This window comes from Pseudomonas sp. LBUM1643 (genome assembly GCF_059716215.1).
On record NZ_CP166813.1, the window covers coordinates 5,578,356 to 5,604,335 of the forward strand.

Consider the following 25,980-nt stretch of genomic DNA (forward strand, 5'->3'; position numbering starts at 1 on the left):
GGGAGCAAAGCTTACTCCCACTGGGATGGGATCAGTGCTTGGTCAGCTTATCCAGATAACCCATGGCAAACGCCGAAATGACGAAGGTCATGTGAATGATCACGTACCACTTCAAATGCTCTGGGTCGAGGTTTTGGGCGTCCATAAAAACCCGCAGGAGGTGAATGGAAGAAATCGCCACAATGGAAGCTGCCACTTTCATCTTCAAGGATGAAGAATCCATGGTACCCAGCCAGTTGAGCTTTTCCTTGTTTTCATCGATATCCAGTTGAGAAACGAAGTTCTCGTAACCGGAAATCATCACCATCACCAGCAAGCCACCCACCAACGCCATGTCAATCAGTGACAACAGCACCAGAATCAGTTCCGACTCGACCATCGAGAACACGTTGGGGATGACGTGAAACACTTCCTGAAAGAATTTCAGCGCCAGCGCCAGCAGCCCGAGGGACAGGCCGAAGTAGATCGGCGCCAGCAACCAGCGGGAGGCATACATTGCATTTTCGATAAAGCGTTCCATTGAATCTCACACAAGGGGCTGGAAATGGCCGCGAGTATAACAGCCGCCTGTTACACCCAGAAACCGTCCGGAATCCGCAACCTGCGCGTTTGTCACAAGGTTTTTCTGCTAGTGTCCAAACTATTGACAGCACAGCTGCAACGGACAGGAAGACTGGAAAATGGATGTGCGATTATCTTTAACGAGTGCGGGAATTTGCCTCGCCCTGCTGATGAGCGGTTGCTCGCCCAGCGATGAGAAGCGTGAGATCAGCCTCGACGAAAAGACTGCGCAATTCGAAAAATCACTGGACGCCATCCAGGATCCGAAGCTCAAGGGCGCCGTGGCCGAACTCGGCGGCTCCCTGCTGTTGCTCGAACGGGCGCAACTCAAGCTTGACAGCAAACCTGTGGAAACCGGATACACCGACGATGCGCTGGCCGTGCTCAAGCACTACCCCACCCCTCAGGCGCTGGTCGACACCTACATCTCCGGCCTGTTTGTGCTGCACAAGGACTCCAGCTCCGACTACCTGACTGATCTGCAGCCGGTGTTCCCGTTCAGTTTCAATATCCCCGACGCGTTTCTCTTCCCTCACGGCCTGGAATGGCAATCGGTAACCCTGAGCAATAAGCGCGTGATCCCATTCCAGCCAGAGTGGTCGGAAACCGACCCCGGCATCCAGTTGAGCCCCTCAAGCTCCAACCTGACCAATCCCGATGATCTGACGGTGACCTATCCCTTCATCGATGGCCTCGACGTCGAAAACAAAAATCAGCCGCAACCGGTGAGCCTGCAAGGCAAAGTTGAAGTGATTGCGCCACGCCGGCTGTACAGCTTTGACCTGACGAAAAAAGACGTCGGCCAGACCCGCACCAATGACAACCTCAGCGTCACGCTGCTGAAACTTGAAAACAACTACGCAGAGATCGAGTTCAACAACAGCGCGCCATTAGCGCCCGAAGTAAACGAGACGCCACTCAATCCGCTGGTCGTTCAGGCGAAAGACACCACAGGGCAATTCCTCTCGCGCTCAGGGTCGATTAACGAAACCGCCGAGCAGATTGCTTTCTATCAAAAACAACTGGCACGCATGCAACAGCAGAAAGGCTGGAGCGAGGCGTTCGAAAAGCAGCTCGATGAAGAACAACGCGCTTATGAAAAAAAACAAACCCACCACTACTCCAAGGTGTATTTCAACGGGCCGATCGACACCCTCGAAGTCAACGTACTGGACTTCTCGGCCGCCACGGTCACCCGCAAGGACCTGGACCTGCCGGTCCGCCGGTTCGATTCACACACCACAGAAAAAACGATCCAGACGTTAAATCTCCCCGTGGTGGTCTACGACGATCAGGCGCCGAACTGGCTCAAGGGTGCGACGCTCGAAGAAGACCAGTTGAAGAAAAGTGTCAGCATCCGTCAGTCGGTCGAAGATCCAAGCGCGGCGCGCATCGAGTTCGATCATGCCAAAAGCTTTAATGACGAACTGCTCGGCAACTCTTTCAATCCCGGTGACAGCCCTGTCAGCTTCTTTACCGAAGACAGTCAGGGCAAACGCGACGAGCCGATCGAGCTACCACCTGAGGCTTACCAGGTCGATCCGTTGCGCGGCACCATCACCTACGACCTGAATCTGTTTCCCGAGACGCCAGCGTACGTCGTGGGCTCGATGCCGCTATTCCTGGCCACTGTCGAGAAGAAAACCCTGGAGTCCCATCAACTGCCCAAAGGCCTGGAGCTCAAAGGCAACGCGCTGGTGGTCGATCTCAAGACTTATCCCGCCCAGGACTGGCGTTTTTTCGCCAGGGACGACAGCGGCAATTATCTGAAGGAGATTCTTTCAGTCAGCCATGATGCGAGCGCGGAAGGCCCGGCATTGGTAGGCGTGCACTATTTTTACGGGCACCCCACCCGACTGGAAACCTATCAACGAACCGATCTCACCACCGTGCAATACGGTTTCGAGGTCAAGCTCGACAAGGCTGATACGTCCAGCCTTGCTCAATAGTGATCCCAATGATCGGATTCAATGATCAGGCCGAAACTCGAAGCCACCGGGATTGCGATTGCGACCGCCATTGATTTCCCGCAGTTGGGCCTGCAGGTGCAGGCACCAGATTTGCGGGTCATCGGCCAATTCGTAACCATGCAGCGTCAGGCTTTCAACGATGGTGTCGAGGATCGATTCGGCCACGAAAGGCCCATGAAACGGCCCCTGGGCTTTGATGGCTGAAGGTTGTTCGCCGGCCATTCCAGCGGCAAAAAGCAAGGTCCACATGCCCGTATCCCCCGCCAGCGGGCGGATGGCACATTCGATCCGGGTCACAAGGCCCAGGCATTGACGGGTAAGGCAGAGGTTGCGCGACATGGCGGCGACCCTCGGTAGATCCGGTATTCAGCCCCCACGAGAAGGCTGTCTCGATCCAGTGATTACTGTCGATATCCTTGAGCTGAGAATAGAAGAAAAGTATGGCTAGCATGCCAACTGAGACCAGAAGGCGCCGAGCGGTCATTGTGTGAATTTTGACGCCAGAGTGATGTCACTTTTCAAGCCCGGATGGATAAAAATGTGGGAGCGAGCCTGCTCGCGAAAACGACGTGTCAGGCGACATTGATGCCGACTGAAAGTCCCTCTTCGCGAGCAGGCTCGCTCCCACAATGGATCGATGTAGTTTTCGGCGAATGTGTCAGGCCGGTTTGGTTTCTACCAACGCTTCCTGCGCCGCTTCTTTCTCGATCTCCTTCAGATCCTCTTCACTGATCATTTCCGCAATCACGCGCAAGCGCTCCACGACCCGCGCGTTGACACTGCCCTCAGGAAATTCGCCGTTCTCATCGGGCGCACCCGCCGGCTCACCCACCAACAGGCTCAATGCCTCATCGGCCTGCCGTACCGCGTACACATGGAACTGCCCTGCACGCACCGCCGCCAGCACCTTCTCGTCGAGCATCAGGGTCGCAACGTTCGCCTGGGGAATAATCGCGCCTTGTTTACCGGTCAAGCCGCGCGCTTCACAGAGCCGGAAGAAGCCTTCGATTTTCTCGTTGACCCCGCCCACCGCCTGCACTTCACCGAACTGGTTGATCGAACCGGTGATCGCAAAACACTGCTTGAGCGGCGTTTTCGACAAGGCCGAAATCAGTGTGCAAGCCTCGCCCAGCGATGCACTGTCGCCATCCACGTAACCGTAGGATTGCTCCAGCGCGATACTCGCGGAAATCGCCAAAGGGAATTCCTGGGCATAACGACTGCCCAGGTAACCCGTGAGGATCATCACGCCTTTTGAGTGGATCGGTTGGCCGAGGTTGACCTCGCGCTCGATGTCGACAATACCGCTGCCACCCGGATACACCGTGGCGGAAATCCGCGCCGGCACACCGAATGCCGAGTCGCCGACTTCCAATACGGTCAGCCCGTTACATTTGCCCACGGCCGCGCCATCCGTGTCGATCAGGATGATCCCGGCCAGCATGTCATCGAGAATCCGCGCCGAGACTCGCCCGGTGCGGGTCGCCTTGGCCTTGAGCGCACGTTCGATGTGTCCGGCATCAGTCATTTCATCCGCCGCCAGGTGACGAATGAAATCCGCCTCGCTGACCAACTGGAACAGATCGCCGATACGCGCCGAAAGACGCCCCTGATGCTCAGCCAGTCGCGCGCTGTAGGTCGCCAGACGTGCCACCGCATCAGCGGTCAGCGGCGCCATGCCCTCCTCCGATGTTCGGGTTTTCAGCAACTGGGCGAACTGTTCCAGGCTCTCGTCGACCATCGGGATGTCTTCATCGAAATCCACCAGAACGCGGAACATCTCCTGGAAGTCCGGATCAAGGTCCTGCAGCGTGTAATACAACTGGCGAGCGCCAATGATGACGACTTTGACCTGCAACGGAATGTGTTGCGGGTTCAGCGTCACTGTTGCCAGACGACCCAGCTCACCCAGCGGCGACTCCATCTTCAGCTTGCGCGATTGCAAGGCACGCTTGAGCGCATCCCACACGAACGGCTCGCTGAGCATCTTTTCCGCTTCAAGGATCAGGAAACCGCCATTGGCCCGATGCAACGCGCCCGGTCGCAGTTGGCGATACGTCGTGTAGAGCGCCCCTTGATCGGTGCTGTACTCAATGCGGCCGAACAGGTTTTCGTAAGTCGGGTGCGGCTCGAACACCACCGGCGCACCGCCACTGGACGAGTGCCCCACTACCAGGCTCGGAGCGTATTGCTCTTCCAGCATCTTGCGCGCCACGGCGTCGACTTTGCTGTCGTCCACCAGTTGCTCGACCACGGTCTTGAGCAAGTACACCTGCATCGCTTGCAGATAGCCGCACACGGCCGCGTTCTCTGCGTATTTCTCCGACAAGGGAGACAGCAAAGGCTGCAAGGCCAGGGTGATGGTTTCTTCGTTGAGCTGACGCAGTTGATTGCTCGACTCGCGCTTCCACTGCGGCAGGCTGGCGAGCTCTTCGTTCAGCCGCTCTTCCAGACCCGAGATGTCGTCGTGGAAGCGTTCACGATCAGCCTCGGGCAGTTGCGCAAATTCCGCTTCATCCAGTGCCTTGCCTTCAGCCATCGGCGTGAACGCAATGTTGCTGGCATCACGGTACAGCGCGACATCCTTCTCCAGCGCCAGACGTTCGATGATGTCGAGTGCCTTGTCATAGCGCTGGTTGAAGGCGCGATCGATGGCACTTTTCTTTTGCTGGTAGGACGGGTGTTCGAACACTGCCGGGAATGTCGCCAGCAGGTTGTCGATCAAACCGTTGATGTCGCCGATAAACGCACCGGCAGTACCCGATGGCAATTCCAGCGCACGGGGCTCGCGCGGTTCGTCGAAATTATTGACGTAGACCCAGTCCGCCGGGGTCTGCAGGCGCTTGCCTTCGGCTTTCAGATAGCGTTTGACGAACGAGAACCGGCCAGTGCCGGGCTCACCCATGACAAAAACGTTGTAACCGGGGCGTGGCATGGCCACGCCGAACTGCAAGGCTTCGACCGCACGTTCCTGGCCGAGCACACCGCGGAAGGGCTCCAGATCATTGGTGGTAGAGAAGCTGAACTGTTCAGCGGAAAACGGACGGGTTAGCGCTTCAGGCGCTAGACGCAAGCTGGCAGCAACAGGATCAGGCATCGGGCTTCCTTACATCAGGCGGGGCAGATAGCGGCATTCTGGCGCTGCCCATACCCCACTTGCAAGGCGCGCCTACAGGCAAAGCATAGACAACCGGCTATCCCCAGGCGGGCCGGGCGTAAAACAGCGTTTAGATCAAATATTTTGCAAAAAATCACGGAACCCTTGGAACGTGCCTAAACTCCAAACTGCGCGGCTGGAACAATAACCGGCCCACTGGCGCCAGATCGGGCCAGACCCTGTCCATTGGTATGCACATAAAGAGAACAAAGCTATGAAACGGATTCTTCTCGGTACTCTCTTCACCGCTGTATCCATCAACGCCATGGCTCAGGCGCCAGGCGGCCCGGATTGCGGTTGGGGCAACATGCTGTTCGAAGGTCAGCGTGGCACTCCGGCTCACTTCCTGGCATCCACCACCAACGGCACTTCCGGTAACGCAACGTTTGGTATGACATCCGGCACCAACGGTTGCTCGACCAACGCGTCGCTGACCTATGGCGGCAAATCCTGGTTTGCCATGAATGGCATGATGAACGAGCTGTCCGAAGACATGGCCAAAGGTAACGGCGAAGCGCTGACTACCTATGCCGTGGTACTGGGCGTCGCGCCGGAAGACCGTGCGCACTTCGCTGCTGTGACTCACGAGCACTTCCAGCAAATTTTCAGCAAGGCTGACGTAACCGCTGAAGACGTGCATACCAACACCCTGGCCATCCTGAAATCCGATCCTCGTCTGGCCAAGTACGCAACTCAAGCTTAAGCTCGACCCGCCCGTTCCTTTCGAGGAGCGGGTTTTATTTTTTGAACCTGGCTCTTTTTGGCCCGCACTTTTGGGTCTTTATTCTCGAACTCTAAGTTGCCCACTATGCTCAAACGCCTTGCCTGGCTGGCGCTCTGTGTCTGCGCCCCGCTGTCCGCCGCGCCACACATCGACCCTCAACGTTTGCAGCAACTGGCCAACGACCCTTTCTGGATTTCCCTGGGCCACTACGAAACCGCCAAGCTGGGTGGCTGGCGCAGTTACGTCAGTGACAAGAAATTCTTTATCGCCCCTGACGGTAATGAACACCCGGACCGCGAACTCGCAGCCACCGTGCAAGCGCTGTATGCGCCGCCGAGTGCAGGAGAAAAACACGCCCAGTGTGTTTATCCGTCCCGCACCCGCTGGCTGAAGTCACAGCTGAACCTGACCGATCTGCCGACGCTTGAATGCGCTGAATTCAAGCAGTGGTTCAAGGACGTCTCGCCCCACAGTGCCGTGATGATCTTCCCTGCGGCCTATCTCAATAGTCCGTCGTCGATGTTCGGCCACACCTTGCTGCGTATCGACCAGGCCGATGTTCAGAGCGACAAGACGTCGCTACTCAGCTACGCGATCAACTTCGGCGCCTACATCGAAGGTTCGGACAACAGCATTCTCTATGCCTGGAAAGGCTTGATGGGTGGCTACCCAGGGCTGTTTGCGCTGGTGCCGTATCAGGAAAAACTCTCGGAGTACCGCAGCCTCGAAAACCGCGACCTGTGGGAGTACCGGCTGAACCTGACACAGGCAGAAACCGCGCGCATGGTCGAGCATGTCTGGGAATTGAAACAGATCCAGTTCGACTATTTCTTCTTCGACGAAAACTGCTCCTATCGCCTGCTGGAATTACTCCAGGTCGCACGTCCAAGCTTGCGCCTGACCGAGCAGTTCCCGCTCACCGCCATTCCGACCGACACCGTCAAAGCCGTCAAAGAAGCCGGCCTGGTGGAGTCCATCGAGTATCGTCCGTCCCGCGAGCGCGAATTGTTGAGCCGTGCCGAGCCGTTGACCGATGAAGAGCAGCAGTGGGTACTGAAGGTCAGCGCCGATCAGAAACAATTGCAGGACCCAGCCTTCAAGGCGCAACCACGCGACCGTCAGGCGCTGATCATCGACGCTTCTTACCGTTTGGAACGCTACCGCGCCAACGGCCAGGAGCGCGATCCTGAGCGGGCTCAGCGCAGCTTCGAACTGCTTCGGGCGATCAACCAGAACCCCGCGCCGGATCTCGATATCCCACGCCCTGGCTTGCCAGAAGACGGTCATGAATCGCGCACCTGGCAGGCCGGCATCGGCACCCGGGGCGACGAGGCGTTTGCCGAGTACGGCTTGCGCATGGCCTATCACGACCTCAACGACAATGCTGAAAGCTTCCCGCTCGGCGCGCAGATCGAAATCCTGCAGATGAAACTACGCCAGTACGAAGGCAATCGCTGGCAGTTTCAGCAGCTTGATCTGGCGACCATCCGTTCCCTGACGCCGCGCAACGAGTTGCTGCAACCGCTCTCATGGCAAGTCACCGGCGGCCTTGAGCGTGTACCGGGCAAGCATGACGATGAAACACTGGTCAGCCACGTCAACGGCGGCGGCGGTGGCACCTGGCAGCTTGGTGAAGATGTATTGGGTTTTGCCCTCGGCACAGTTCGAGTCGAACACAACAATGATTTCGCCGAATTCGTTTCTCCGGCCGGAGGTTTCAATACCGGTGTGCTGTGGAAAAACCCGCTGGGCAACCTCAGCCTGGAAGCCAAAGGAGATTACTTCACCAACGGCGAAGTGCGCCGCAGCTTGAGCCTGAATCAGCAGTGGGAGTTGTCGCGCAACTTTGGCGTGCGCCTGACGGCACAGCGTGAGTTCAGCCATGTCGCGACGCCTGAGACTGAGGTCATGCTAGAGGTGAAGTGGTATCACTATTGACCCCCTCAACCTGAGGAGCAAAGCTTGCTCGCGATCGCATCACCTCAATGTGCGTGCACGACTGCGCCGATGCCATCGCGAGCAAGCTTTGCTCCTACAGAGCTGCAGTATTTTGATCTTTCTTTCACATCCGGCTCACGAATCCACACCTAGACTTCTCCCATAGGCCGTTAAACGGCCCGGGAGTTCGAGATGTGGCGTAGCATGGCTGTGCTGGGGGTTTTGCTGTTGAGTGCGGGTTGCCAGTCAACCCACGAAGATCTCATCGCCAAGGGGTATCCACCGGCATTCGCCGATGGTTTCGATGACGGTTGCAGCAGTGGTCGACAAGCGGGTGGCGCCATCACAGGGGAGTTTCGCAAGAACGTCCCGCGCTATCTCAAGGACAAGCAATACGCCGAGGGCTGGAGCGATGGATTTCGCCAGTGCCAGGCCATGCTTGAGAACCAGGATCGCGATGACTATCGCAGCCACCATTGGGATGACCGCGACAAAGCCTGGCAACAGCAAAAAGATCAGGACGCTGCGCGCGCCTATCGCTCGCAATGAGTCGCTGACAGGTATCCGCCGAAACTAAATGCCTGCGAACATGGCCCAAACCCAATAACGGGAGAAAACCATGAGTCGCGCCTTCGTCAATGAAGATAACGCCGCAGCGCAAGCTGATCAGCCGGTCGAACGGCAGGTGAGCGAGCAGCCCAATTACGTGACGCCCACGGGGCTGACCCAATTGCAGGCGAAAGTCGCCGAGCTGCAACAGCAACTGAGCGAGCAATCGGCCAAAGGAGAACAGGCGGACAAACAGCGTCAAGCCGACCTGGAACGAGATCTACGGTATTTCAACCAGCGCCTGCACAGCGCTCAGGTCGTGACGCCCGCGAACTCGACGCAAAAAGTGCAGATCGGCAGCCGTGTGACCTTCGCTGATGAACAGAGCACCGAACAAACGGTGCAACTGGTGGGTGAGGATCAGGCCGATGCGTCGGCAGGCCTGATCAACTGGGGATCACCCCTGGGCCGTGCGTTGCTCGGGGCGCAACTCGGTGACGAGGTGCTGTGGCAACGCCCCGCCGGTGATCAGATGATCGAGATCGTGCGCATCGAACCGGCTTAAACCACGCCTTGAGCGAGCATGGCGTCAGCCACTTTGACGAAGCCGGCGATGTTCGCGCCTTTGACGTAGTTGATTCGTCCGTTCTCTTCGCCGTAATGCACGCACGCGTGATGGATAGACTGCATGATCGCGTGGAGTTTGCTGTCGACTTCACCGCCGGTCCACAAGAGGCGCATGGCGTTTTGCGACATCTCCAACCCGCTCACCGCAACGCCTCCTGCGTTCGATGCCTTGCCTGGCGCGAACAAGATACCCGCCTCGATGAACAGGTCCACGGCTTCCAGGGTGGTCGGCATGTTCGCGCCCTCGGCCACGCAGATGCAGCCATTGCGCAACAGCGTGCGGGCGGCGTCGGCGTCGAGTTCGTTCTGCGTCGCGCAAGGCAATGCGATGTCGCACGCCAGGTCCCACGGGCACTGACCGGCGCGGAACTCCAGGCCAAAGCGCGCGGCCAACTCGCTGATCCGGCCACGCTGGACGTTTTTCAGTTCCAGCACCGCCAGCCATTGCTCTTCGGTCAAACCCGCTTCGCAGTACAGCGTGCCTTCTGAATCCGACAGCGAAATCACCTTCCCGCCCAGGTCCATGACCTTGCGGGCTGCGTATTGCGCGACGTTGCCAGAGCCCGAGATCGCCACACGCTTGCCTTCGACTTTCTCGCCGGTGCGCTTGAGCATTTCCTCGGCGAAGTATACGCACCCGAAACCCGTGGCTTCGGGACGGATCAGACTGCCGCCATAACTTGGGCCCTTGCCGGTCAGAACGCTGGTGAACTGGTTGCTCAGGCGCTTGTACTGGCCGAACAGGAAACCGATTTCGCGGGCACCCACGCCGATGTCGCCGGCGGGCACGTCAACGTCTGCACCGATGTGCCGATACAACTCGCTCATGAAGGCCTGGCAAAAGCGCATGACTTCTGCGTCGCTTTTGCCTTTGGGATCGAAGTCCGATCCACCTTTACCGCCGCCCATGGGTAGCGACGTCAGCGAGTTTTTGAACGTCTGCTCAAACGCGAGGAATTTCAGCACGCCGAGGTTTACCGAAGGATGGAAACGCAAACCGCCCTTGTACGGGCCGATGGCGCTGTTCATCTGGATGCGGAATCCGCGATTGACCTGCACCTTGCCGTGATCGTCGACCCAGGAAACCCGAAACACCACCGCCCGCTCCGGCTCGCAGATGCGCTCCAGAATGCCTGAGTTCAGGTAGTGCGGATTGGCTTCGAGAAAAGGCCACAAGCTGCGCAGGACCTCTTCGACGGCCTGGTGGAATTCAGGCTGGTCAGGGTCACGTTTTTTCAGGCGGGCAAGGAAGGATTCAACGGATTCGATCATGAAAAGTCTCGGCGAATTTGTTGTCGTTGGAGGAGATTGAGCCGGACTTTAACAAACGATTCGCGCACAAGAACAGCGCGAAATGTCGCACTTATGAAATTAAATGGTGCACAGGATATAAATAAGGCTGTTTTTTAGACTGTTTTGCACCTGAAGAGGGAGATCGAATCCAAGTAGTGCATCAACAGTTACACCGCCATCGCTAGCAGGCTAGCTCCCACAAGTGACTGGCGGTGAATCGGACTTCAGTGCCTGCACAAAACCCTGTGGGAGCCGGCTTGCCGGCGATGAATTCGGCACGGAGCAACTGACAAATCGCGGACAAAAAAACGGAGCCCGAAGGCTCCGTTTTTTCATGCAACCCACCTGATATCAGGCCAGTTTCTTGTGCCGTACACGATGCGGCTGGGCCGCTGCTTCGCCGAGGCGCTTTTTGCGATCGGCTTCGTATTCGGTGTAGTTGCCTTCGAAGAACACGGCTTGCGAGTCGTCTTCGTACGCCAGGATGTGAGTCGCGACGCGGTCAAGGAACCACCGATCGTGAGAGATCACAATGGCGGCGCCCGGGAAGTCAAGCAAGGCTTCTTCCAGGGAACGCAGGGTTTCAACGTCGAGGTCGTTGGAAGGTTCGTCGAGCAGCAGGACGTTGCCGCCCTCTTTCAAGGTCAGGGCCAGGTGCAAGCGACCGCGCTCACCACCGGACAGGTCCTTGACGAACTTCTGCTGATCGCCGCCCTTGAAGTTGAAGCGACCCACGTAGGTGCGCGACGGGATTTCGTAGTTGCCGATGCGGATCTGATCGGAACCATCGGAGATTTGCTGGAACACTGTCTTGCTGCCATCCAGGTCTTCGCGGCTCTGATCGACGCAGGCCAGTTGCACGGTATCGCCGACTTCGATGGTGCCCGAGTCCGGCGTTTCCTTGCCCATCAGCATGCGGAACAGCGTGGACTTACCGGCACCGTTACCGCCGATCACGCCAACGATGGCGCCTTTAGGCATGGAGAACGACAGGTTGTCGATCAGTACGCGATCGCCATAGCCCTTGGAAACGTTCTTGAACTCGATGACCTTGTCGCCCAGGCGCGGGCCGGCCGGAATGTAGATCTCGTTGGTTTCGCTGCGCTTCTGGAATTCCTGCGATTGCATTTCTTCGAAGCGTTGCAGACGAGCCTTGGATTTGGACTGGCGGGCCTTGGCGCCTTTGCGCACCCACTCCAGTTCTTCCTTCATGGCTTTTTCATGGGCCGACTGCTGCTTGGACTCGGCCGCCAGACGATTGGACTTGGCTTCGAGCCAACCCGAATAGTTGCCCTCGTACGGGATACCGGCGCCACGGTCGAGCTCGAGAATCCAGCCGGCGACGTTGTCCAGGAAGTAACGGTCGTGCGTGATCGCAACCACGGTGCCCGGGAAGTCGTGCAGGAAGTGCTCCAGCCAGGCGACGGAATCGGCGTCCAGGTGGTTGGTTGGTTCGTCGAGCAGCAGCATGTCGGGGGCGGACAGCAGCAGACGGCACAGGGCCACACGACGCTTTTCACCACCGGACAGGAATTCGACCTTGGCATCCCACGCCGGCAGACGCAGCGCATCGGCAGCGACTTCCAGTTGACGATCCAGGTTGTGACCGTCGCTGGCTTGCAGAATGGCTTCGAGCTTGGCCTGTTCTGCAGCCAGTTTATCGAAGTCAGCATCTTCTTCAGCGTAGGCCGCGTAGACCTCGTCCAGGCGCGCCTGAGCGTTCTTGATCACGCTGACCGCTTCCTCGACCACTTCACGCACGGTCTTGGTCGGGTCCAGGATCGGCTCTTGCGGCAAGTAACCGATGTTCAGGTCCGGCATCGGACGGGCTTCACCCTCGAACTCGGTATCGACGCCCGCCATGATTTTCAGCAGCGTGGACTTACCCGAACCGTTGAGGCCGAGCACGCCGATCTTGGCGCCGGGGAAGAAGGACAGTGAGATGTTTTTCAGGATTTCCCGCTTCGGCGGAACAACTTTGCCCAGCCGATGCATGGTGAAGACGTATTGAGCCATGGAGAACCTTGGGTCAGTGACAGATGAATGATTGGAGCGCAGGCGATGCCCGGCCAGACCGTGCGCGTCGTACGATCGATGGGTATCAATGCGTGCGCGCTGAAAAAGTCTGATTCTAGGAGCTGGAACGCTCCCGCGTAACCGGCAAAGCTACCTGATTGACGGAAGGCAGTCCAGCCGAGCAGGGCTGGCACTTTGCCACAACTCAAGGCATGCTAGCCGCCCTTCGGGCGTCCGGCTTATAGTGCACGTCGCGCCGGTCCAGCCCATCCGCAGGATTTCAGTTTGCCTAACGTCCCTCCGTCATCTGCCCCGAGCGCACCGTCTCTTGCGACCGGCTCGCCCCTGCGTGGCACGTTGAAAGGTGCGCTGGCGACGCTCGTATTACTGTTGCTCGCCCTGCTCTTTTGGCAACTGCTCGATCAACTGAGCGAAACCCAGAAAAACCAGCGTCAGTACGCGATCGACTACACCGCCGACCTGGCGTCGCAAGTCAGCCTGAACATGGCACTCAACGCCCAGATTGCGCTCAACCTGCTACCGATCGTCGAGCAACCGCAAAGCGCCGACGAACAGCAGGCGCTGTTGCGCAAGTTGCAACAGTCACTGCCCGATGTCCGCAGCCTGGCACTGCTAAGCCCCTCCGGAAAAATACTCAGCGACAGCGCTGAAAACAGCGACGACGCCGACTACCTGAGCGAACTGGTCCGGCGCAGTCGCGCCCAGGCCCACTATTTCAGCGACGCCGAGGACGGTTCGGTGGTGCATCTGTTGCTGCACCAGGCCAGCGGCAGTACACGGGGTTATTGGGCCCTGCGCCTCACACCGACCTTCTTCTCTTCCCTGACCAAGCAACACGAAGCGGGCATCCGCCCGCTATGGCTGGTGGAAAACCGCCTCACTCATCAGATCATCAGCCGTGATGATGCTTTGCCCATGGCCGAACCCAGAACCCTGACGCCGGACGATCTAACCAACAGCGTGCTCACCGTTCCTCTGAGCAGCAGCGACTGGCAACTGCGTGGGCTGTTCGACCGCCAACGCGTGATCGAGCATCTATTGCCGGCCTTCATCGGCAAATGCCTGCTGGGACTGGCCTTCTCGCTGCTGCCGTTCATCGTTCTGCTGAACATGCGCCGGCGTCAGCGCCAGTTGCACGAGGGCCGTCGACGCTATCAGGATATTTTCGAAGGCACCGGCGTCGCACTGTGCGTGCTGGATGTGTCAGGGCTCATCAGCGTCTTCGAAAAAGCGAAGATCCACAGCAGCGAACACCTCAAAACCTGGCTGGATACGCCATCGCAACGTCAGCAACTGCTGCAGGAATTGCGCATCACCGAGGTCAACCAGGTCGCTCTGCAACTGCTCAACGTCAATTCCTGCGAGCAAGCCTGGCACCTGCTGATCGACGGCAATCCTCTGGACGGCACTGCCATCGGCGACCGGGTACTGGACGCCGTGCTGAACCGACACAAGCAGCTCGAACTGGAAATCAAACTCCAGGACGCCAGTGGTCGCGACCAGCATCTGTGGCTGGTCCTGCGCTTGCCGGAGGATCAGGACGACTACAAAGCGGTGATCCTGAGCATTACCGACATCACCAGCCGCAAGCTCATTGAGCTGTCACTGCTGGAGCGTGAAGGGTTCTGGTCCGACGTAGTGCGCACGGTGCCGGATCACCTGTATGTGCAAGATGTCATCAGCCAGCGGATGATTTTCAGCAACCACCATTTGGGCCAGACACTCGGCTACAACCGCACCGAGCTGCACCAGATGGGCGAGTACTTCTGGGAAATCCTGCTGCACCCGGAAGATGCCGACTTCTATCACCATTCGCGACAGACCCAGCGCCAGGGTGGTTACGGTCAATTGATGCAGTGCCAGCTGCGTTTCCGTCATCGGGACGGCAAATGGCGGTGCTTCGAGACTCGTGAGCAAGCACTCGCGCGGGACAAGGACAATCAGGTCACCCGTATCATCGGCGTGGCCAAGGACATCACTGAACAGATCGAGGCCAGTGAGTCCCTGCGCGACAGCGAACAACGATACCGGATGCTCGCCGAAAGCATCAGCGACGTGATCTTCTCCACCGACAGCAAGCTGTCGCTCAACTATGTCAGCCCGTCGGTGCACGCCGTGCTGGGCTACGACGTCGATTCGATTTTCCAGAACGGCTGGCAATCGACGATTGCCAACCCGCAACAACTGACCGGCATTTATAGCTTGATGGATCGGGTCAGCAAGGCGCTGGACAAGCCGGAGCAGCTTGCGCTGTTACGCAACCAGGTGCAGACCCAGTTGTACCTGTTTGACTGTCTGCGGGCCGACGGTCGCAAGATTCCAATCGAACTGCGCCTGGTGCTGGTCTGGGATGAGCACGACGCCTTCGAAGGTGTGCTCGGCGTAGGTCGCGACATCAGCCAGCAGCGCCGGGCCGAGAAGGACCTGCGCATGGCGGCGACGGTATTCGAGCACTCGACGTCGGCGATCCTGATTACCGATCCGGCCGGCTATATCGTCCAGGCCAACGAAGCGTTCAGCCGCGTCAGCGGTTACGCGGTGGAGCAAGTCCTCGACCAGTTGCCGAACATGCTCACCGTCGACGACCAGCAGGAAGCCCATCTGCGTTACGTCCTCAAACAGCTGAACCAGCACAGCACCTGGGAAGGCGAGGTGTGGCTCAAGCGCCGCAGCGGCGAGCACTACCCCGCCTGGGTGGGGATTACCGCCGTGCTGGATGACGAAGGCGATCTGGCCAGCTACGTGTGTTTCTTCAGCGACATCAGCGAGCGCAAGGCCAGTGAACAGCGGATTCACCGCCTGGCCTATTACGACGCCCTGACGCACTTGCCTAACCGAACGCTGTTCCAGGATCGCCTGCACACGGCGCTGCAATCGGCCGAACGGCAGAGATCCTGGGTGGTGCTGATGTTTCTCGATCTGGACCGCTTCAAGCCGATCAACGACTCCCTCGGCCACGCGGCCGGCGATCGCATGCTCAAGGAAATGGCGACGCGCCTGCTCGGTTGCGTCGACGATGACGACACCGTGGCGCGCATGGGTGGCGATGAATTCACCCTGCTGCTGCAGCCGCGGGCCAACCGTGAAATGGCGCTGAACCGGGCAATACATGTGGCCGAACAGATCCTTGCCAGCCTGGTGAAACCGTTCGTACTCGAAGGCCGGGAGTTCTTCGTCACGGCGAGTATCGGCATCGCCCTGAGCCCGCAGGACGGGAATGAACTCAGTCAGCTGATGAAAAACGCGGACACCGCGATGTATCACGCCAAGGAACGCGGAAAGAACAACTTCCAGTTCTATCAGGCTGACATGAACGCCAGCGCCCTGGAGCGCCTGGAACTGGAAAGCGACCTGCGTCACGCCCTCGAACAGAACGAATTCGTGCTGTATTACCAACCGCAATTCAGCGGCGACGGCAAACGTCTGACCGGTGCCGAAGCGCTGCTGCGCTGGCGCCACCCTCGTCGCGGATTGGTGCCGCCGGGGGATTTTATCCCGGTGCTCGAAGAGCTCGGCCTGGTGGTTGATGTGGGCGACTGGGTGATCAGCGAAGCCTGCCGTCAGCTCAAGACCTGGCATCAAGCCAAGGTTCGCGTGCCCAAGGTGTCGGTCAACATCTCGGCGCGGCAGTTCTCCGATGGCCAACTGGGTACGCGCATCGCCAACATCCTCAAGGACATTGGACTGTCGCCGGCGTGCCTGGAGATCGAGCTGACTGAAAGTATTCTGATGCGCGAAGTCAGCGAGGCGATGCAGATTCTCGACGGTCTGAAAAATCTTGGCTTGAGCATTGCGGTCGATGACTTCGGCACCGGCTATTCCTCGCTCAACTACCTCAAGCAGTTCCCTATCGACGTGTTGAAAATCGACCGCACTTTCGTCGATGGCTTGCCCTCCGGAGAACAGGATGCACAGATTGCCCGGGCAATCATCGCTATGGCGCACAGCCTCAATCTGGCCGTGATCGCTGAAGGTGTCGAGACCCAGGAGCAGCTGGATTTCCTGCGTGAGCATGGTTGCGATGAGGTTCAGGGGTATCTGTTCGGACGGCCCATGCCGGCTGAACGCTTTGAAGAACAGTTCAGCATTGATGCGTTGTTCGTGTTTGATTGAAGCGAGCAATCATTGTGGCGAGGGGCTTGTCGGAACGATGCACCGTCCCGTTTGAGTGCGCAGCGCTCACAGGATTCTGGGGCCGCTTCGCAGCCCAACGGGAGCAAGCTCCCTCGCCACAGGCAACACGATCACCGCTGATCCCGTCATGAAGCCCACTTGTCTGCGACATGATGTCCTTTCATATGCCATCTAAAACCCATTGGGTTAGAATGCCCCCCTTTTCTGCCCCGATCCTTGAGGACCGCCATGTTCAGCCGTGATTTGACTATTGCCAAGTACGACGCCGATCTCTTTGCCGCCATGGAGCAAGAAGCTCAGCGCCAGGAAGAACATATTGAGCTGATCGCTTCGGAAAACTACACCAGCCCTGCGGTGATGGAAGCTCAAGGCTCGGTACTGACCAACAAGTACGCCGAAGGCTACCCGGGCAAGCGCTACTACGGTGGTTGCGAGTTCGTCGACGTGGTCGAGCAGCTTGCAATTGATCGCGCCAAAGAACTGTTCGGCGCCGATTACGCCAACGTTCAGCCGCACGCCGGTTCGCAAGCCAACAGCGCCGTGTACCTGGCTCTGCTGTCGGCTGGCGACACCATCCTGGGCATGAGCCTGGCACACGGCGGTCACCTGACCCACGGCGCCAGCGTTTCGTCTTCGGGCAAGCTGTACAACGCCGTTCAATACGGCATCGACGCCAACGGCCTGATCGACTACGACGAAGTCGAGCGCCTGGCGGTTGAGCACAAGCCGAAAATGATCGTGGCCGGTTTCTCTGCCTACTCGCAGATTCTGGACTTCCCTCGCTTCCGCGAAATCGCTGACAAAGTCGGCGCTTATCTCTTTGTCGATATGGCTCACGTGGCCGGTCTGGTCGCCGCTGGCGTCTACCCGAACCCGGTGCCTTTCGCTGACGTCGTGACCACCACCACGCACAAGACCCTGCGCGGTCCACGTGGCGGCCTGATCCTCGCTCGCGCCAACGCCGACATCGAGAAGAAGCTGAACTCCGCCGTATTCCCGGGCGCCCAGGGTGGCCCGCTGGAGCACGTGATCGCTGCCAAGGCGATCTGCTTTAAAGAAGCGCTGCAGCCTGAGTTCAAGACCTACCAGCAACAAGTCGTGAAGAACGCCAAGGCCATGGCCGGTGTGTTCATCGAGCGCGGTTTCGACGTGGTGTCCGGCGGTACTGAAAACCACCTGTTCCTGCTGTCGCTGATCAAGCAGGAAATCTCCGGTAAAGACGCCGACGCCGCTCTGGGCAAAGCGTTCATCACCGTGAACAAGAACTCCGTGCCAAACGATCCACGCTCCCCGTTCGTCACCTCCGGCCTGCGCTTCGGCACTCCGGCTGTGACCACTCGTGGCTTCAAGGAAGCAGAGTGCAAGGAACTGGCCGGCTGGATCTGCGACATCCTGGCTGACCTGAACAACGATGCGGTGATCGACGCCGTCCGTGAGAAGGTCAAGGCCATCTGCAAAAAGCTGCCGGTATACGGCGCTTAATTGCACCGTTAAATCGCAGCAATAAAAAACCGGCCAGTGATGGCCGGTTTTTTTTCGCCTGTACCAATAAAGCCTTACTCGCCGAGCGCGCAATTACACTCAATGAACAGTCGACACCGACACTTATCCTGGCTCACCCATCACCATTAAAACTTTTGCCACACAGTAAAAACTACAACGCATACAAACATGCTTAAGCTGAAATCCGAACTCTGTGTAAACCCATTACATCAAATAACGGATTTCATTATGAACAGTGATATTGAAAAATCGTTTCTGGCAAATCTATTGATGGTTGGCCATAAGGTAAGTCTCATGGAGTTTCTCCATGGCAAGCCGGCCATGGCAACCATCGGCATGGTCAGCGGTGGTTTTTTCACCGGCAAACCCCAGACACGCGATCATTCCAGCCTGCTCGGTATCCGGCCCAGCGAGGAGGTTGGCCCGGTAAAGGCGTTAAGACTGCACTTTCGGCACACGGCCAATGGCTACATAATTTCCATAAAAAATCGCGGTGAATACTACAATCAGCTCATGAGTGAAAGTTGGCAGGAAGTGGTGGGGGCGAAAGATTGCAACATTGACGAACCGTCGATCTACACCCTGGTCAATCTCCAGAACAAACCCGTCACACTTGAACATCTGCCAGCGGCTCACTCTCCCGTTGCCCTGATGACTGAAGACAATAGTTATTTGGGGGCTATTAGAGTGAGAGGTTCGCCTTACGGTTATATAGGCAAAACCAAAGAGCGCTCAAAAATAACATTTGTCCTGAGCATTCTTGAAAGACAAGTACCCCATACTCATCCCTGATAAAGATCAGGCATTAAAGCCCCCTCGTTGCTCCGCTCTTACACCCAATAAGGCTGGCACCTTCAAGTTTTACTGCATCAACTCCAAAAAAATCGGCGCTTGCGCCGATTTTTTCGTCTGAGTAACCGCTCAACGCCACACTGCTTCGACCAACTGGTATGACCGGTCAAGCCAATCGTTCAATTTCCGCTTGCGATTTCAGAAAAACCTCGCCTAGACTGCGCCTGCACTGGACATACCGGTAAGACCACAATAATTAAGTCCTGAATCTGATGCGCGAAGCGCACGGCAGCCAGGACACCGACCAGGATTCCTCCCATGCTCAGATGGTGCTCGCGTTCAATCTTCCTTCAAGTGGTTCTCGGACTGGTGCTCGGCATCGTCTGCGGGCTGACCCTTCCCGAATACTCCGCTCAGCTCAAACCCCTGGGTGATGGCTTCATCAAACTGATCAAGATGCTCATCGGGCTGATTGTTTTCTGCGTGGTGGTCAGCGGCATCAGTGGCGCGGGCGATCTGAAAAAAGTCGGACGCATCGGCCTGAAGTCGGTGATCTACTTCGAAGTGCTGACCACCATCGCCCTGGTGATCGGTCTGGTGTTCGCCTTCAGCACCGGTATCGGCAGCGGCGCGAACATTCACCTGGACCAGCTCTCCGCTGCCGACATGGGCGACATCGCCCAGCGGGGTCAGCACATGCACACCACCACCCAGTTCCTGATGGACCTGATTCCGACCTCGGTCATCGGTGCGTTTGCTGACAACAACATCCTGCAAGTGTTGCTGTTTTCGGTGCTGTTCGGCAGCGCGCTGAACCTGGTCGGCGAAGCGGCCTCGGGCATTTCCCGACTCATCAATGAGCTGAGCCATGTGATTTTCCGCATCATGGGCATGATCGTGCGCTTGGCGCCGATCGGCGTGTTCGGCGCCATTGCGTTTACCACCAGCAAATATGGCCTGGATTCGCTGCAGCATCTGGGCAGCCTCGTAGGCCTGTTTTACCTGACGTGCCTCGCGTTCGTATCGTTGATTCTCGGGCTAGTGATGCGCCTGTCCGGTCTGCGGATGTGGCCACTGCTCAAGTACCTGCGCGAAGAACTGACGATCGTCATGGGCACCGCTTCGTCCGACGCCGTGCTGCCACAAATCATGCGCAAGCTTGAGCATCTGGGCATCGGCAGTTCAACGGTCGGCCTGGTGATTCCAACCGGTTACTCGTTCAACCTTGACGGTTTTTCGATCTACCTGACCCTCGCCATCGTCTTCATCGCTAATGCCACCGGAACGCCATTGGCGATGACCGATCTGCTGACGATTTTGCTGGTGTCGCTGATCACCTCAAAAGGCGCACACGGCATCCCCGGTTCGGCGCTGGTCATTCTGGCGGCGACGCTGACCGCGATTCCGGCAATCCCCGTGGTTGGCCTGGTGCTGGTACTCGCGGTGGACTGGTTCATGGGCATCGGACGGGCGCTGACGAACCTGATCGGCAATTGCGTCGCCACGGTGGCCATTGCACGGTGGGAAAAAGACATCGATATCCAGCGCGCAAACAAGGTGCTTTCCGGTCAGGTGGGTTATACCTTCCAGCCGAGAAAACCGGTGGCACCGGCCCATCAGCAGGAATTCTAAATAACGTGTGCCTGCCCCGCGGGCAGGCACCTTTATCGCGACATGGAGCGAACAGTGATTACCTCGTCAACCGTCGTAAATTCAGTAGTGGAAAAACTGCGGGCCGCGCTGGTCCGTGGTCAGTGGCGCAAAGGCGAAATGCTGCCCGGGCAACGTGAGCTGGCCGAGCAACTGGGCATCAGCCGCCCGAGTCTGCGCGAAGCCGTAATCGTTCTGGAAACCCTTGGCCTGGTGCGCTCCATGCCGGGCAAAGGCGTGGTGGTGCTGGACGCTCCTCTCGCCGACAGCCAAAGCCATGACAGCGCGGTGGCCGGCGCAAGTCTGGAAGATGTGCTGCAACTGCGCTACACCCTCGAGCCGTTTATCGTCGGCCTGGTGGCGCAGTCGATCAGCAGCAAGGAAGTCGGCCAACTGCGCCTGACCTTGATGGACATGCGCGAAGCACTGGAGGCCAACGACAGCGAGGCCGGCGTGAACGCTTACATCGCCTTCCACGAAGAACTGTTCACGCTGACGTCCAACCCGATTTTCCAAAGCGTGGTGCAGCAAACCAGCAACGCCCTCAAGCAAAGCGCCGAGGTGCTGCGCAATTCCCCCGAACACCTGGCTGAACGCCTTGAAGAAAACGAAGCAGTGGTACGTGCGATCCGTAGCAAGAACAGTGCTCAGGCGAGTGCCGAAATGCGTCGGCATATTCTTCGCGAAGGTCAGCGGATGGGCATTGAACTGAACATCCCGGACGACAACCTCGGCAGTTGACCACCCTACAGACACCGGAGACAGGCCATGAACAGCTTCGCCTCACCCCAGACTCTGACTGCCCTGCCGTTTTCTTTGCCGCAGGACGATCTCTATACGCGGCTGTTCGATGCCATTCTCGAACAACGCATTCACGCGCACAGTCGCTTTACTGAAGAAAGCCTGGCGCAGATGTTTGGTGCTCGACGCAGCGACATTCGTGGCGTGCTGACCCGCCTCTCACATCAACAGATCATTGTCCTCAAGCCCAACCATCGTCCCCGTGTCGCGTCGCTGGATCGCGAGCAAACCCGACAGACGCTGCATGCACGGCGGTTGACGGAAACCACATTGGTACACCTGGCCAGTGAAAGACGTTGCCGGCAAGACTGGAAACGCCTGCATAGCCTGATCGAAAAAGAACGCCTTTGCACCGAACAGGCACCGGCGATTCGACTGTCCGGGGACTTTCATCTGCAATTGGCGGAAATGGCGGGAAATGCTCCATTGGCGCATTTTTTGGACAGTCTGGTACCGTTGACTGCGCTGGCGATTGCGCAGTCTGATGCTCGGTTAGAGGGATATTGCGATTGGCAGGTGCACGAAGGGATTCTGGACGCCATCGAGCGGGGAGATGCGCTTAATGCCGAAAGGTTGCTGACGGGGCATCTGGATTTTCTGGAAAACACGTTACTGAACTCGCCACCGAAACCCAGCAAAAACCGTGTCGCCAGTTAAGCAGTCTTCGCGAGCAGGCTCACTCCCACAATGGTTTTGTGTCGTCCGGCTTAGAGCGGGCAACCTCTATCGAATGAGGGAGCGAGCCTGCTCGCGATGAGGGCTTCATACGCGAAGAGAATTCACGCCCCTACTCCGCCGCCACCTTCGCAAACCCCGCACGGATTTTCTCTTCCGGCAAATCATCGGCAATAAACACGATCACGCTTTCGCGCGGTTCATCGTCCGCCCACTCGGTATCCCAGTCGAAGCCATACAACTTCAACACGCCCTGGAACACCATGCGCCGAGGTTCACCAACAATGTTCAGCACGCCTTTGTAGCGCAGCAATTGCTTGCCGTGGTCTTCCAGCAGTTCGTTCATGAACTCGCTGAGCTTGTCGATATCCAGTGGCTTGTCAGTGCGCAGAACAAGGCTGGAGATTCGATCGATCGAAGGCGCCTTGCCCACCGGACGCAAGCTGATGCCGCCGCCCAGGTCCGCATTGAGGTTGAAACCGCGCACATCGAGCAATTCGGCCAGGTCGATGTTGCCGTGGTCGACCACTCGAATGGGGGCTCGACGGTTGATACGGGTCAAGCGCTCGCTCAACGCGGTGAACGTCGCCTCATCCACCAGATCACGCTTGCTCACCAGCAGGCGATCGGCAAAACCGATCTGCGCCTGGGCGATGGTCTGGGTCAGATGGGTGTCGGCATGAGCGGCGTCTACCAAGGTGATGATGCCGTCGAGAATGTAGCGCTCACGCAACTCTTCATCGATGAAAAAGGTTTGCGCGACGGGCGCCGGATCGGCCAGGCCCGTGCATTCGATCACCAGACGGTCGAAGGCGATCTCCCCGCTGTCCAGACGCTCAAGCAACAGATAAAGCGCTTTGGTCAGGTCGGTGTGGATGGTGCAACAGACACAGCCGTTGGACAGCGTCATCACCTGTACAGGCTCGTCGCCCAACAACTGGGTGTCGATGCCGGCGTCGCTGAATTCGTTCTCGATCACGGCGATTTTCAGGCCGTGTTCGGCTTTGAGCAGATGGCGCAGCAAAGTGGTTTTGCCGGCACCGAGGAAGCCGCTGAGGATCGTTACTGGAATGGGAGAGGACAAACTGGATCTCCTGACTCACAAAATTAAAGTATCAACACAAAATAAATGTGGGAGCTAGCCTGCTGGCGATGGCGGCGGAACATTCAACATCACTGTTGATTGAAAGTCCGCCATCGCCAGCAGGCTAGCTCCCACAAGATTGCTGTTAATCCGACAACCGGATCAACAGCACTTCGGCCCACCCTTGCCACCGTAACGGGCTTCCTGACGCTCCCGGAAGAACATCTCGTAGCTCATCACCGGTTTGTCCGGGTGTTTGGTTTGCATATGCTCGACATAGTTGTCGTAGTCGGGCATGCCGACCATCAGGCGCGCGGCCTGACCGAGGTATTTACCGAGGCGACTCAGGTCATTGAACATGTTTGCAATCCTCGATTACGCATCCGGCACAGCCTGGAATGGCGCTTCTTTATCCGTACGCTCTTTGGTACCCCAGGCGGCAATACCGACCTTGAGTGCATAGAACAGGATGCTGAACACCACAAACAGGAACAGCCCCGTCAGCGTTGCGTTGGTGTACGCGTTGTAGATCACGTGTTGCATCTGGTTGATGTCCTTGGCCGGGGCCAGGATCTGACCGTTGGCCAGTGCATCGCTGTACTTCCTGGCCAGCGACAGGAAGCCGATCGCCGGGTTGGCGTCGAACAGCTTGATGAAGCCTGCCGTCACGGTGCAGATCAGCAGCCAGACAGCTGGCAGCATGGTCACCCATATGTAGCGTTGACGTTTCATTTTGATCAGCACAACCGTTGCCAGCATCAGCGCGATGCCCGCCAGCATCTGGTTGGAGATACCAAACAGCGGCCACAAGGTATTGATCCCGCCTAACGGATCGATTACGCCTTGATACAGCAGGTAGCCCCACATCGCCACGCAACCGGCAGTGGCGATCAGGTTGGCAGTCCAGGATTCGGTGCGTTTCAGCGCCGGCACGAAAGAACCCAGCAGATCCTGCAACATGAAACGCCCGGCACGGGTGCCTGCGTCCACGGCGGTGAGGATAAACAGTGCTTCGAACAGAATCGCAAAGTGGTACCAGAACGCCATGGTGTTTTCACCCGGCAGGACACTGTGCAGGATCTGCGCGATACCGACCGCCAGGGTCGGCGCACCGCCGGCGCGAGCCAGAATGGTGGTTTCACCGATGTCCTTGGCCACCGCTTGCAGGGCTTCAGGTGTGATCGCGAAACCCCAGCTACTGACGGTTTGCGCCACAGTCACCACATCACCACCCACAATCGCTGCCGGGCTGTTCATGGCGAAATACACACCAGGCTCGATCACCGAAGCGGCGACCATCGCCATGATGGCCACGAAGGATTCCATCAGCATGCCGCCGTACCCGATGTAACGGGCATGGCCTTCATTGGCCAACAGTTTCGGTGTGGTACCGGAAGAAATCAGCGCATGGAACCCCGACACCGCACCGCACGCGATGGTGATGAACAGGAACGGGAACAGACCGCCCTTCCACACCGGCCCGGTGCCGTCGATGAATTGAGTCAGTGCCGGCATTTTCAGATCAGGCATGGTGATCAGAATGCCGATCGCCAGGGCAATGATGGTGCCGATTTTCAGGAAGGTCGACAGGTAGTCACGGGGTGCCAGGATCAGCCACACCGGCAGCACCGCGGCCACAAAACCGTAGCCGATCAGCATCCAGGTGATCTGGATCCCGGTAAAGGTGAAGGCTTTGGCCCAGACCGGATCAGCGGCGATCTGCCCACCGAGCCAGATCGAGCCCAGCAGCAAGAGCACGCCAATGACGGAAATTTCACCGATACGGCCCGGGCGGATGTAGCGCATGTAAATGCCCATGAACATCGCAATCGGGATGGTCGCCATCACTGTGAAAATGCCCCATGGGCTCTCTGCCAGCGCTTTAACCACGATCAACGCCAGCACCGCGAGGATGATGATCATGATCAGGAAGCAGCCAAACAGCGCGATGGTGCCAGGGATACGGCCCATTTCCTCACGGACCATGTCGCCCAATGAACGACCGTTGCGACGAGTGGACAGGAACAGGATCATGAAATCCTGAACCGCACCCGCCAGCACCACGCCGGCAATCAGCCACAGCGTGCCGGGCAGGTAACCCATCTGCGCCGCCAACACCGGACCGACCAAAGGCCCCGCGCCAGCGATGGCAGCGAAGTGGTGACCGAAGAGGATGTGCTTGTTGGTTGGAACGTAGTCCAGACCATCATTGTTGAGTACGGCGGGGGTGGCCCGACGTGGATCGAGTTGCATCACATTGTTAGCGATGAACAGACTGTAGTAACGGTACGCGACCAGATAGATGGCCACCGCTGCAACCACAATCCACAAGGCGTTGATCGCCTCGCCTCGGCGCAATGCCACTACGCCCAGGGCGCACGCTCCTACGATTGCCAGCAGCAGCCAGGGTAGATGGCGTAGCAGGCTATTATTATTTTTCATTTTATGATTCCAGCCAGGGTGGACAAGAAAGACAGCCACCCCG

Annotated in this window: 19 protein-coding genes; 11 read left to right on the top strand and 8 right to left on the bottom strand. The window is 58.0% G+C overall.

Annotated features, from left to right (window positions below; genetic code table 11):
• Positions 1-31: 31 nt before the first annotated feature.
• Complete coding sequence (locus tag ACA063_RS25220) at positions 32-520, bottom strand: TIGR00645 family protein (RefSeq protein ID WP_497663780.1); 489 nt, start codon at positions 518-520, stop codon at positions 32-34.
• 160 nt (positions 521-680) lie between these two features.
• Here ACA063_RS25220 and ACA063_RS25225 point away from each other — a divergent pair, with 160 nt between their 5' ends.
• Positions 681-2,510, top strand: coding sequence for a hypothetical protein (locus tag ACA063_RS25225; protein ID WP_497663781.1), 1,830 nt, complete (start codon positions 681-683; stop codon positions 2,508-2,510).
• 18 nt (positions 2,511-2,528) lie between these two features.
• On the opposite strand, the gene ACA063_RS25230 is transcribed toward ACA063_RS25225, so the two are convergent.
• Positions 2,529-2,870 carry a PA4575 family protein gene (locus ACA063_RS25230; RefSeq protein WP_162437773.1) on the bottom strand — a complete coding sequence of 114 codons (342 nt, stop codon included), beginning with the start codon at positions 2,868-2,870 and terminating at the stop codon, positions 2,529-2,531.
• A 319-nt stretch (positions 2,871-3,189) separates the two neighbouring features.
• Complete coding sequence (locus tag ACA063_RS25235; protein WP_497663782.1) at positions 3,190-5,628, bottom strand: Lon protease family protein; 2,439 nt, start codon at positions 5,626-5,628, stop codon at positions 3,190-3,192.
• Between the two features lie 274 nt (positions 5,629-5,902).
• Here ACA063_RS25235 and ACA063_RS25240 point away from each other — a divergent pair, with 274 nt between their 5' ends.
• The 4 genes from ACA063_RS25240 (at position 5,903) to ACA063_RS25255 (ending at position 9,464) form a co-directional block, all read left to right on the top strand.
• A complete protein-coding gene (locus ACA063_RS25240; RefSeq protein ID WP_162437771.1) occupies positions 5,903-6,391 on the top strand; it encodes a DUF3015 domain-containing protein in 489 nt (162 codons plus the stop codon).
• A gap of 105 nt (positions 6,392-6,496) precedes the next feature.
• Positions 6,497-8,350, top strand: coding sequence for an Lnb N-terminal periplasmic domain-containing protein (locus ACA063_RS25245; RefSeq protein WP_497663783.1), 1,854 nt, complete (start codon positions 6,497-6,499; stop codon positions 8,348-8,350).
• Positions 8,351-8,542: 192 nt separating this feature from the next.
• Positions 8,543-8,899, top strand: coding sequence for a hypothetical protein (locus ACA063_RS25250; RefSeq protein ID WP_497663784.1), 357 nt, complete (start codon positions 8,543-8,545; stop codon positions 8,897-8,899).
• A gap of 70 nt (positions 8,900-8,969) precedes the next feature.
• A complete protein-coding gene (locus tag ACA063_RS25255) occupies positions 8,970-9,464 on the top strand; it encodes a GreA/GreB family elongation factor (protein WP_497663785.1) in 495 nt (164 codons plus the stop codon).
• Here ACA063_RS25255 and gdhA read toward each other — a convergent pair.
• The gene (gdhA, locus tag ACA063_RS25260; protein ID WP_497663786.1) at positions 9,461-10,798 is read right to left on the bottom strand and encodes an NADP-specific glutamate dehydrogenase; all 1,338 of its coding nucleotides are present in this window, start codon (positions 10,796-10,798) and stop codon (positions 9,461-9,463) included. The two genes, ACA063_RS25255 and gdhA, sit on opposite strands and share 4 nt — an antisense overlap.
• Positions 10,799-11,170: 372 nt before the next feature.
• Positions 11,171-12,835, bottom strand: coding sequence for an energy-dependent translational throttle protein EttA (gene ettA / locus ACA063_RS25265; RefSeq protein WP_162437766.1), 1,665 nt, complete (start codon positions 12,833-12,835; stop codon positions 11,171-11,173).
• A 285-nt stretch (positions 12,836-13,120) separates the two neighbouring features.
• On the opposite strand from ettA, the gene ACA063_RS25270 reads away from it, so the two are divergent.
• The 6 genes from ACA063_RS25270 (at position 13,121) to ACA063_RS25295 (ending at position 22,393) form a co-directional block, all read left to right on the top strand.
• Positions 13,121-16,969, top strand: coding sequence for a sensor domain-containing protein (locus tag ACA063_RS25270; RefSeq protein ID WP_497663787.1), 3,849 nt, complete (start codon positions 13,121-13,123; stop codon positions 16,967-16,969).
• A 249-nt stretch (positions 16,970-17,218) separates the two neighbouring features.
• Positions 17,219-18,472 carry a serine hydroxymethyltransferase gene (glyA, locus tag ACA063_RS25275; RefSeq protein ID WP_497663788.1) on the top strand — a complete coding sequence of 418 codons (1,254 nt, stop codon included), beginning with the start codon at positions 17,219-17,221 and terminating at the stop codon, positions 18,470-18,472.
• A 249-nt stretch (positions 18,473-18,721) separates the two neighbouring features.
• Complete coding sequence (locus ACA063_RS25280) at positions 18,722-19,285, top strand: hypothetical protein (protein WP_497663789.1); 564 nt, start codon at positions 18,722-18,724, stop codon at positions 19,283-19,285.
• 318 nt (positions 19,286-19,603) lie between these two features.
• Positions 19,604-20,917 (top strand): C4-dicarboxylate transporter DctA, encoded by a 1,314-nt coding sequence (locus tag ACA063_RS25285; protein ID WP_497663790.1) that lies wholly within the window; start codon positions 19,604-19,606, stop codon positions 20,915-20,917.
• Between the two features lie 54 nt (positions 20,918-20,971).
• Complete coding sequence (locus ACA063_RS25290; RefSeq protein WP_162437762.1) at positions 20,972-21,676, top strand: FadR/GntR family transcriptional regulator; 705 nt, start codon at positions 20,972-20,974, stop codon at positions 21,674-21,676.
• A gap of 27 nt (positions 21,677-21,703) precedes the next feature.
• Positions 21,704-22,393, top strand: coding sequence for a GntR family transcriptional regulator (locus tag ACA063_RS25295; protein WP_497663791.1), 690 nt, complete (start codon positions 21,704-21,706; stop codon positions 22,391-22,393).
• Between the two features lie 130 nt (positions 22,394-22,523).
• Here the strand turns inward: ACA063_RS25295 and yjiA are convergent, their stop codons facing one another.
• From yjiA to ACA063_RS25310, 3 genes are all read right to left on the bottom strand, one after another.
• Complete coding sequence (gene yjiA, locus ACA063_RS25300; protein WP_497663792.1) at positions 22,524-23,495, bottom strand: GTPase; 972 nt, start codon at positions 23,493-23,495, stop codon at positions 22,524-22,526.
• 162 nt (positions 23,496-23,657) lie between these two features.
• A complete protein-coding gene (locus tag ACA063_RS25305) occupies positions 23,658-23,855 on the bottom strand; it encodes a YbdD/YjiX family protein (protein ID WP_007895266.1) in 198 nt (65 codons plus the stop codon).
• A gap of 15 nt (positions 23,856-23,870) precedes the next feature.
• The gene (locus ACA063_RS25310; protein ID WP_497663793.1) at positions 23,871-25,937 is read right to left on the bottom strand and encodes a carbon starvation CstA family protein; all 2,067 of its coding nucleotides are present in this window, start codon (positions 25,935-25,937) and stop codon (positions 23,871-23,873) included.
• Between the last annotated feature and the right edge of the window lie 43 nt (positions 25,938-25,980).

Bases quoted from the DNA above. Each gene is read 5' to 3' on its own strand.
- ACA063_RS25305 (WP_007895266.1), bottom strand. From the start codon at position 23,855: ATGTTCAATGACCTGAGTCGCCTCGGTAAATACCTCGGTCAGGCCGCG.
- ACA063_RS25285 (WP_497663790.1), top strand. From the start codon at position 19,604: ATGCTCAGATGGTGCTCGCGTTCAATCTTCCTTCAAGTGGTTCTCGGA.
- ACA063_RS25240 (WP_162437771.1), top strand. From the start codon at position 5,903: ATGAAACGGATTCTTCTCGGTACTCTCTTCACCGCTGTATCCATCAAC.
- ACA063_RS25295 (WP_497663791.1), top strand. From the start codon at position 21,704: ATGAACAGCTTCGCCTCACCCCAGACTCTGACTGCCCTGCCGTTTTCT.
- ACA063_RS25230 (WP_162437773.1), bottom strand. From the start codon at position 2,870: ATGTCGCGCAACCTCTGCCTTACCCGTCAATGCCTGGGCCTTGTGACC.
- ettA (WP_162437766.1), bottom strand. From the start codon at position 12,835: ATGGCTCAATACGTCTTCACCATGCATCGGCTGGGCAAAGTTGTTCCG.
- ACA063_RS25250 (WP_497663784.1), top strand. From the start codon at position 8,543: ATGTGGCGTAGCATGGCTGTGCTGGGGGTTTTGCTGTTGAGTGCGGGT.
- gdhA (WP_497663786.1), bottom strand. From the start codon at position 10,798: ATGATCGAATCCGTTGAATCCTTCCTTGCCCGCCTGAAAAAACGTGAC.
- glyA (WP_497663788.1), top strand. From the start codon at position 17,219: ATGTTCAGCCGTGATTTGACTATTGCCAAGTACGACGCCGATCTCTTT.
- ACA063_RS25280 (WP_497663789.1), top strand. From the start codon at position 18,722: ATGAACAGTGATATTGAAAAATCGTTTCTGGCAAATCTATTGATGGTT.
- ACA063_RS25235 (WP_497663782.1), bottom strand. From the start codon at position 5,628: ATGCCTGATCCTGTTGCTGCCAGCTTGCGTCTAGCGCCTGAAGCGCTA.
- ACA063_RS25220 (WP_497663780.1), bottom strand. From the start codon at position 520: ATGGAACGCTTTATCGAAAATGCAATGTATGCCTCCCGCTGGTTGCTG.
- ACA063_RS25255 (WP_497663785.1), top strand. From the start codon at position 8,970: ATGAGTCGCGCCTTCGTCAATGAAGATAACGCCGCAGCGCAAGCTGAT.
- ACA063_RS25245 (WP_497663783.1), top strand. From the start codon at position 6,497: ATGCTCAAACGCCTTGCCTGGCTGGCGCTCTGTGTCTGCGCCCCGCTG.
- ACA063_RS25310 (WP_497663793.1), bottom strand. From the start codon at position 25,937: ATGAAAAATAATAATAGCCTGCTACGCCATCTACCCTGGCTGCTGCTG.
- ACA063_RS25225 (WP_497663781.1), top strand. From the start codon at position 681: ATGGATGTGCGATTATCTTTAACGAGTGCGGGAATTTGCCTCGCCCTG.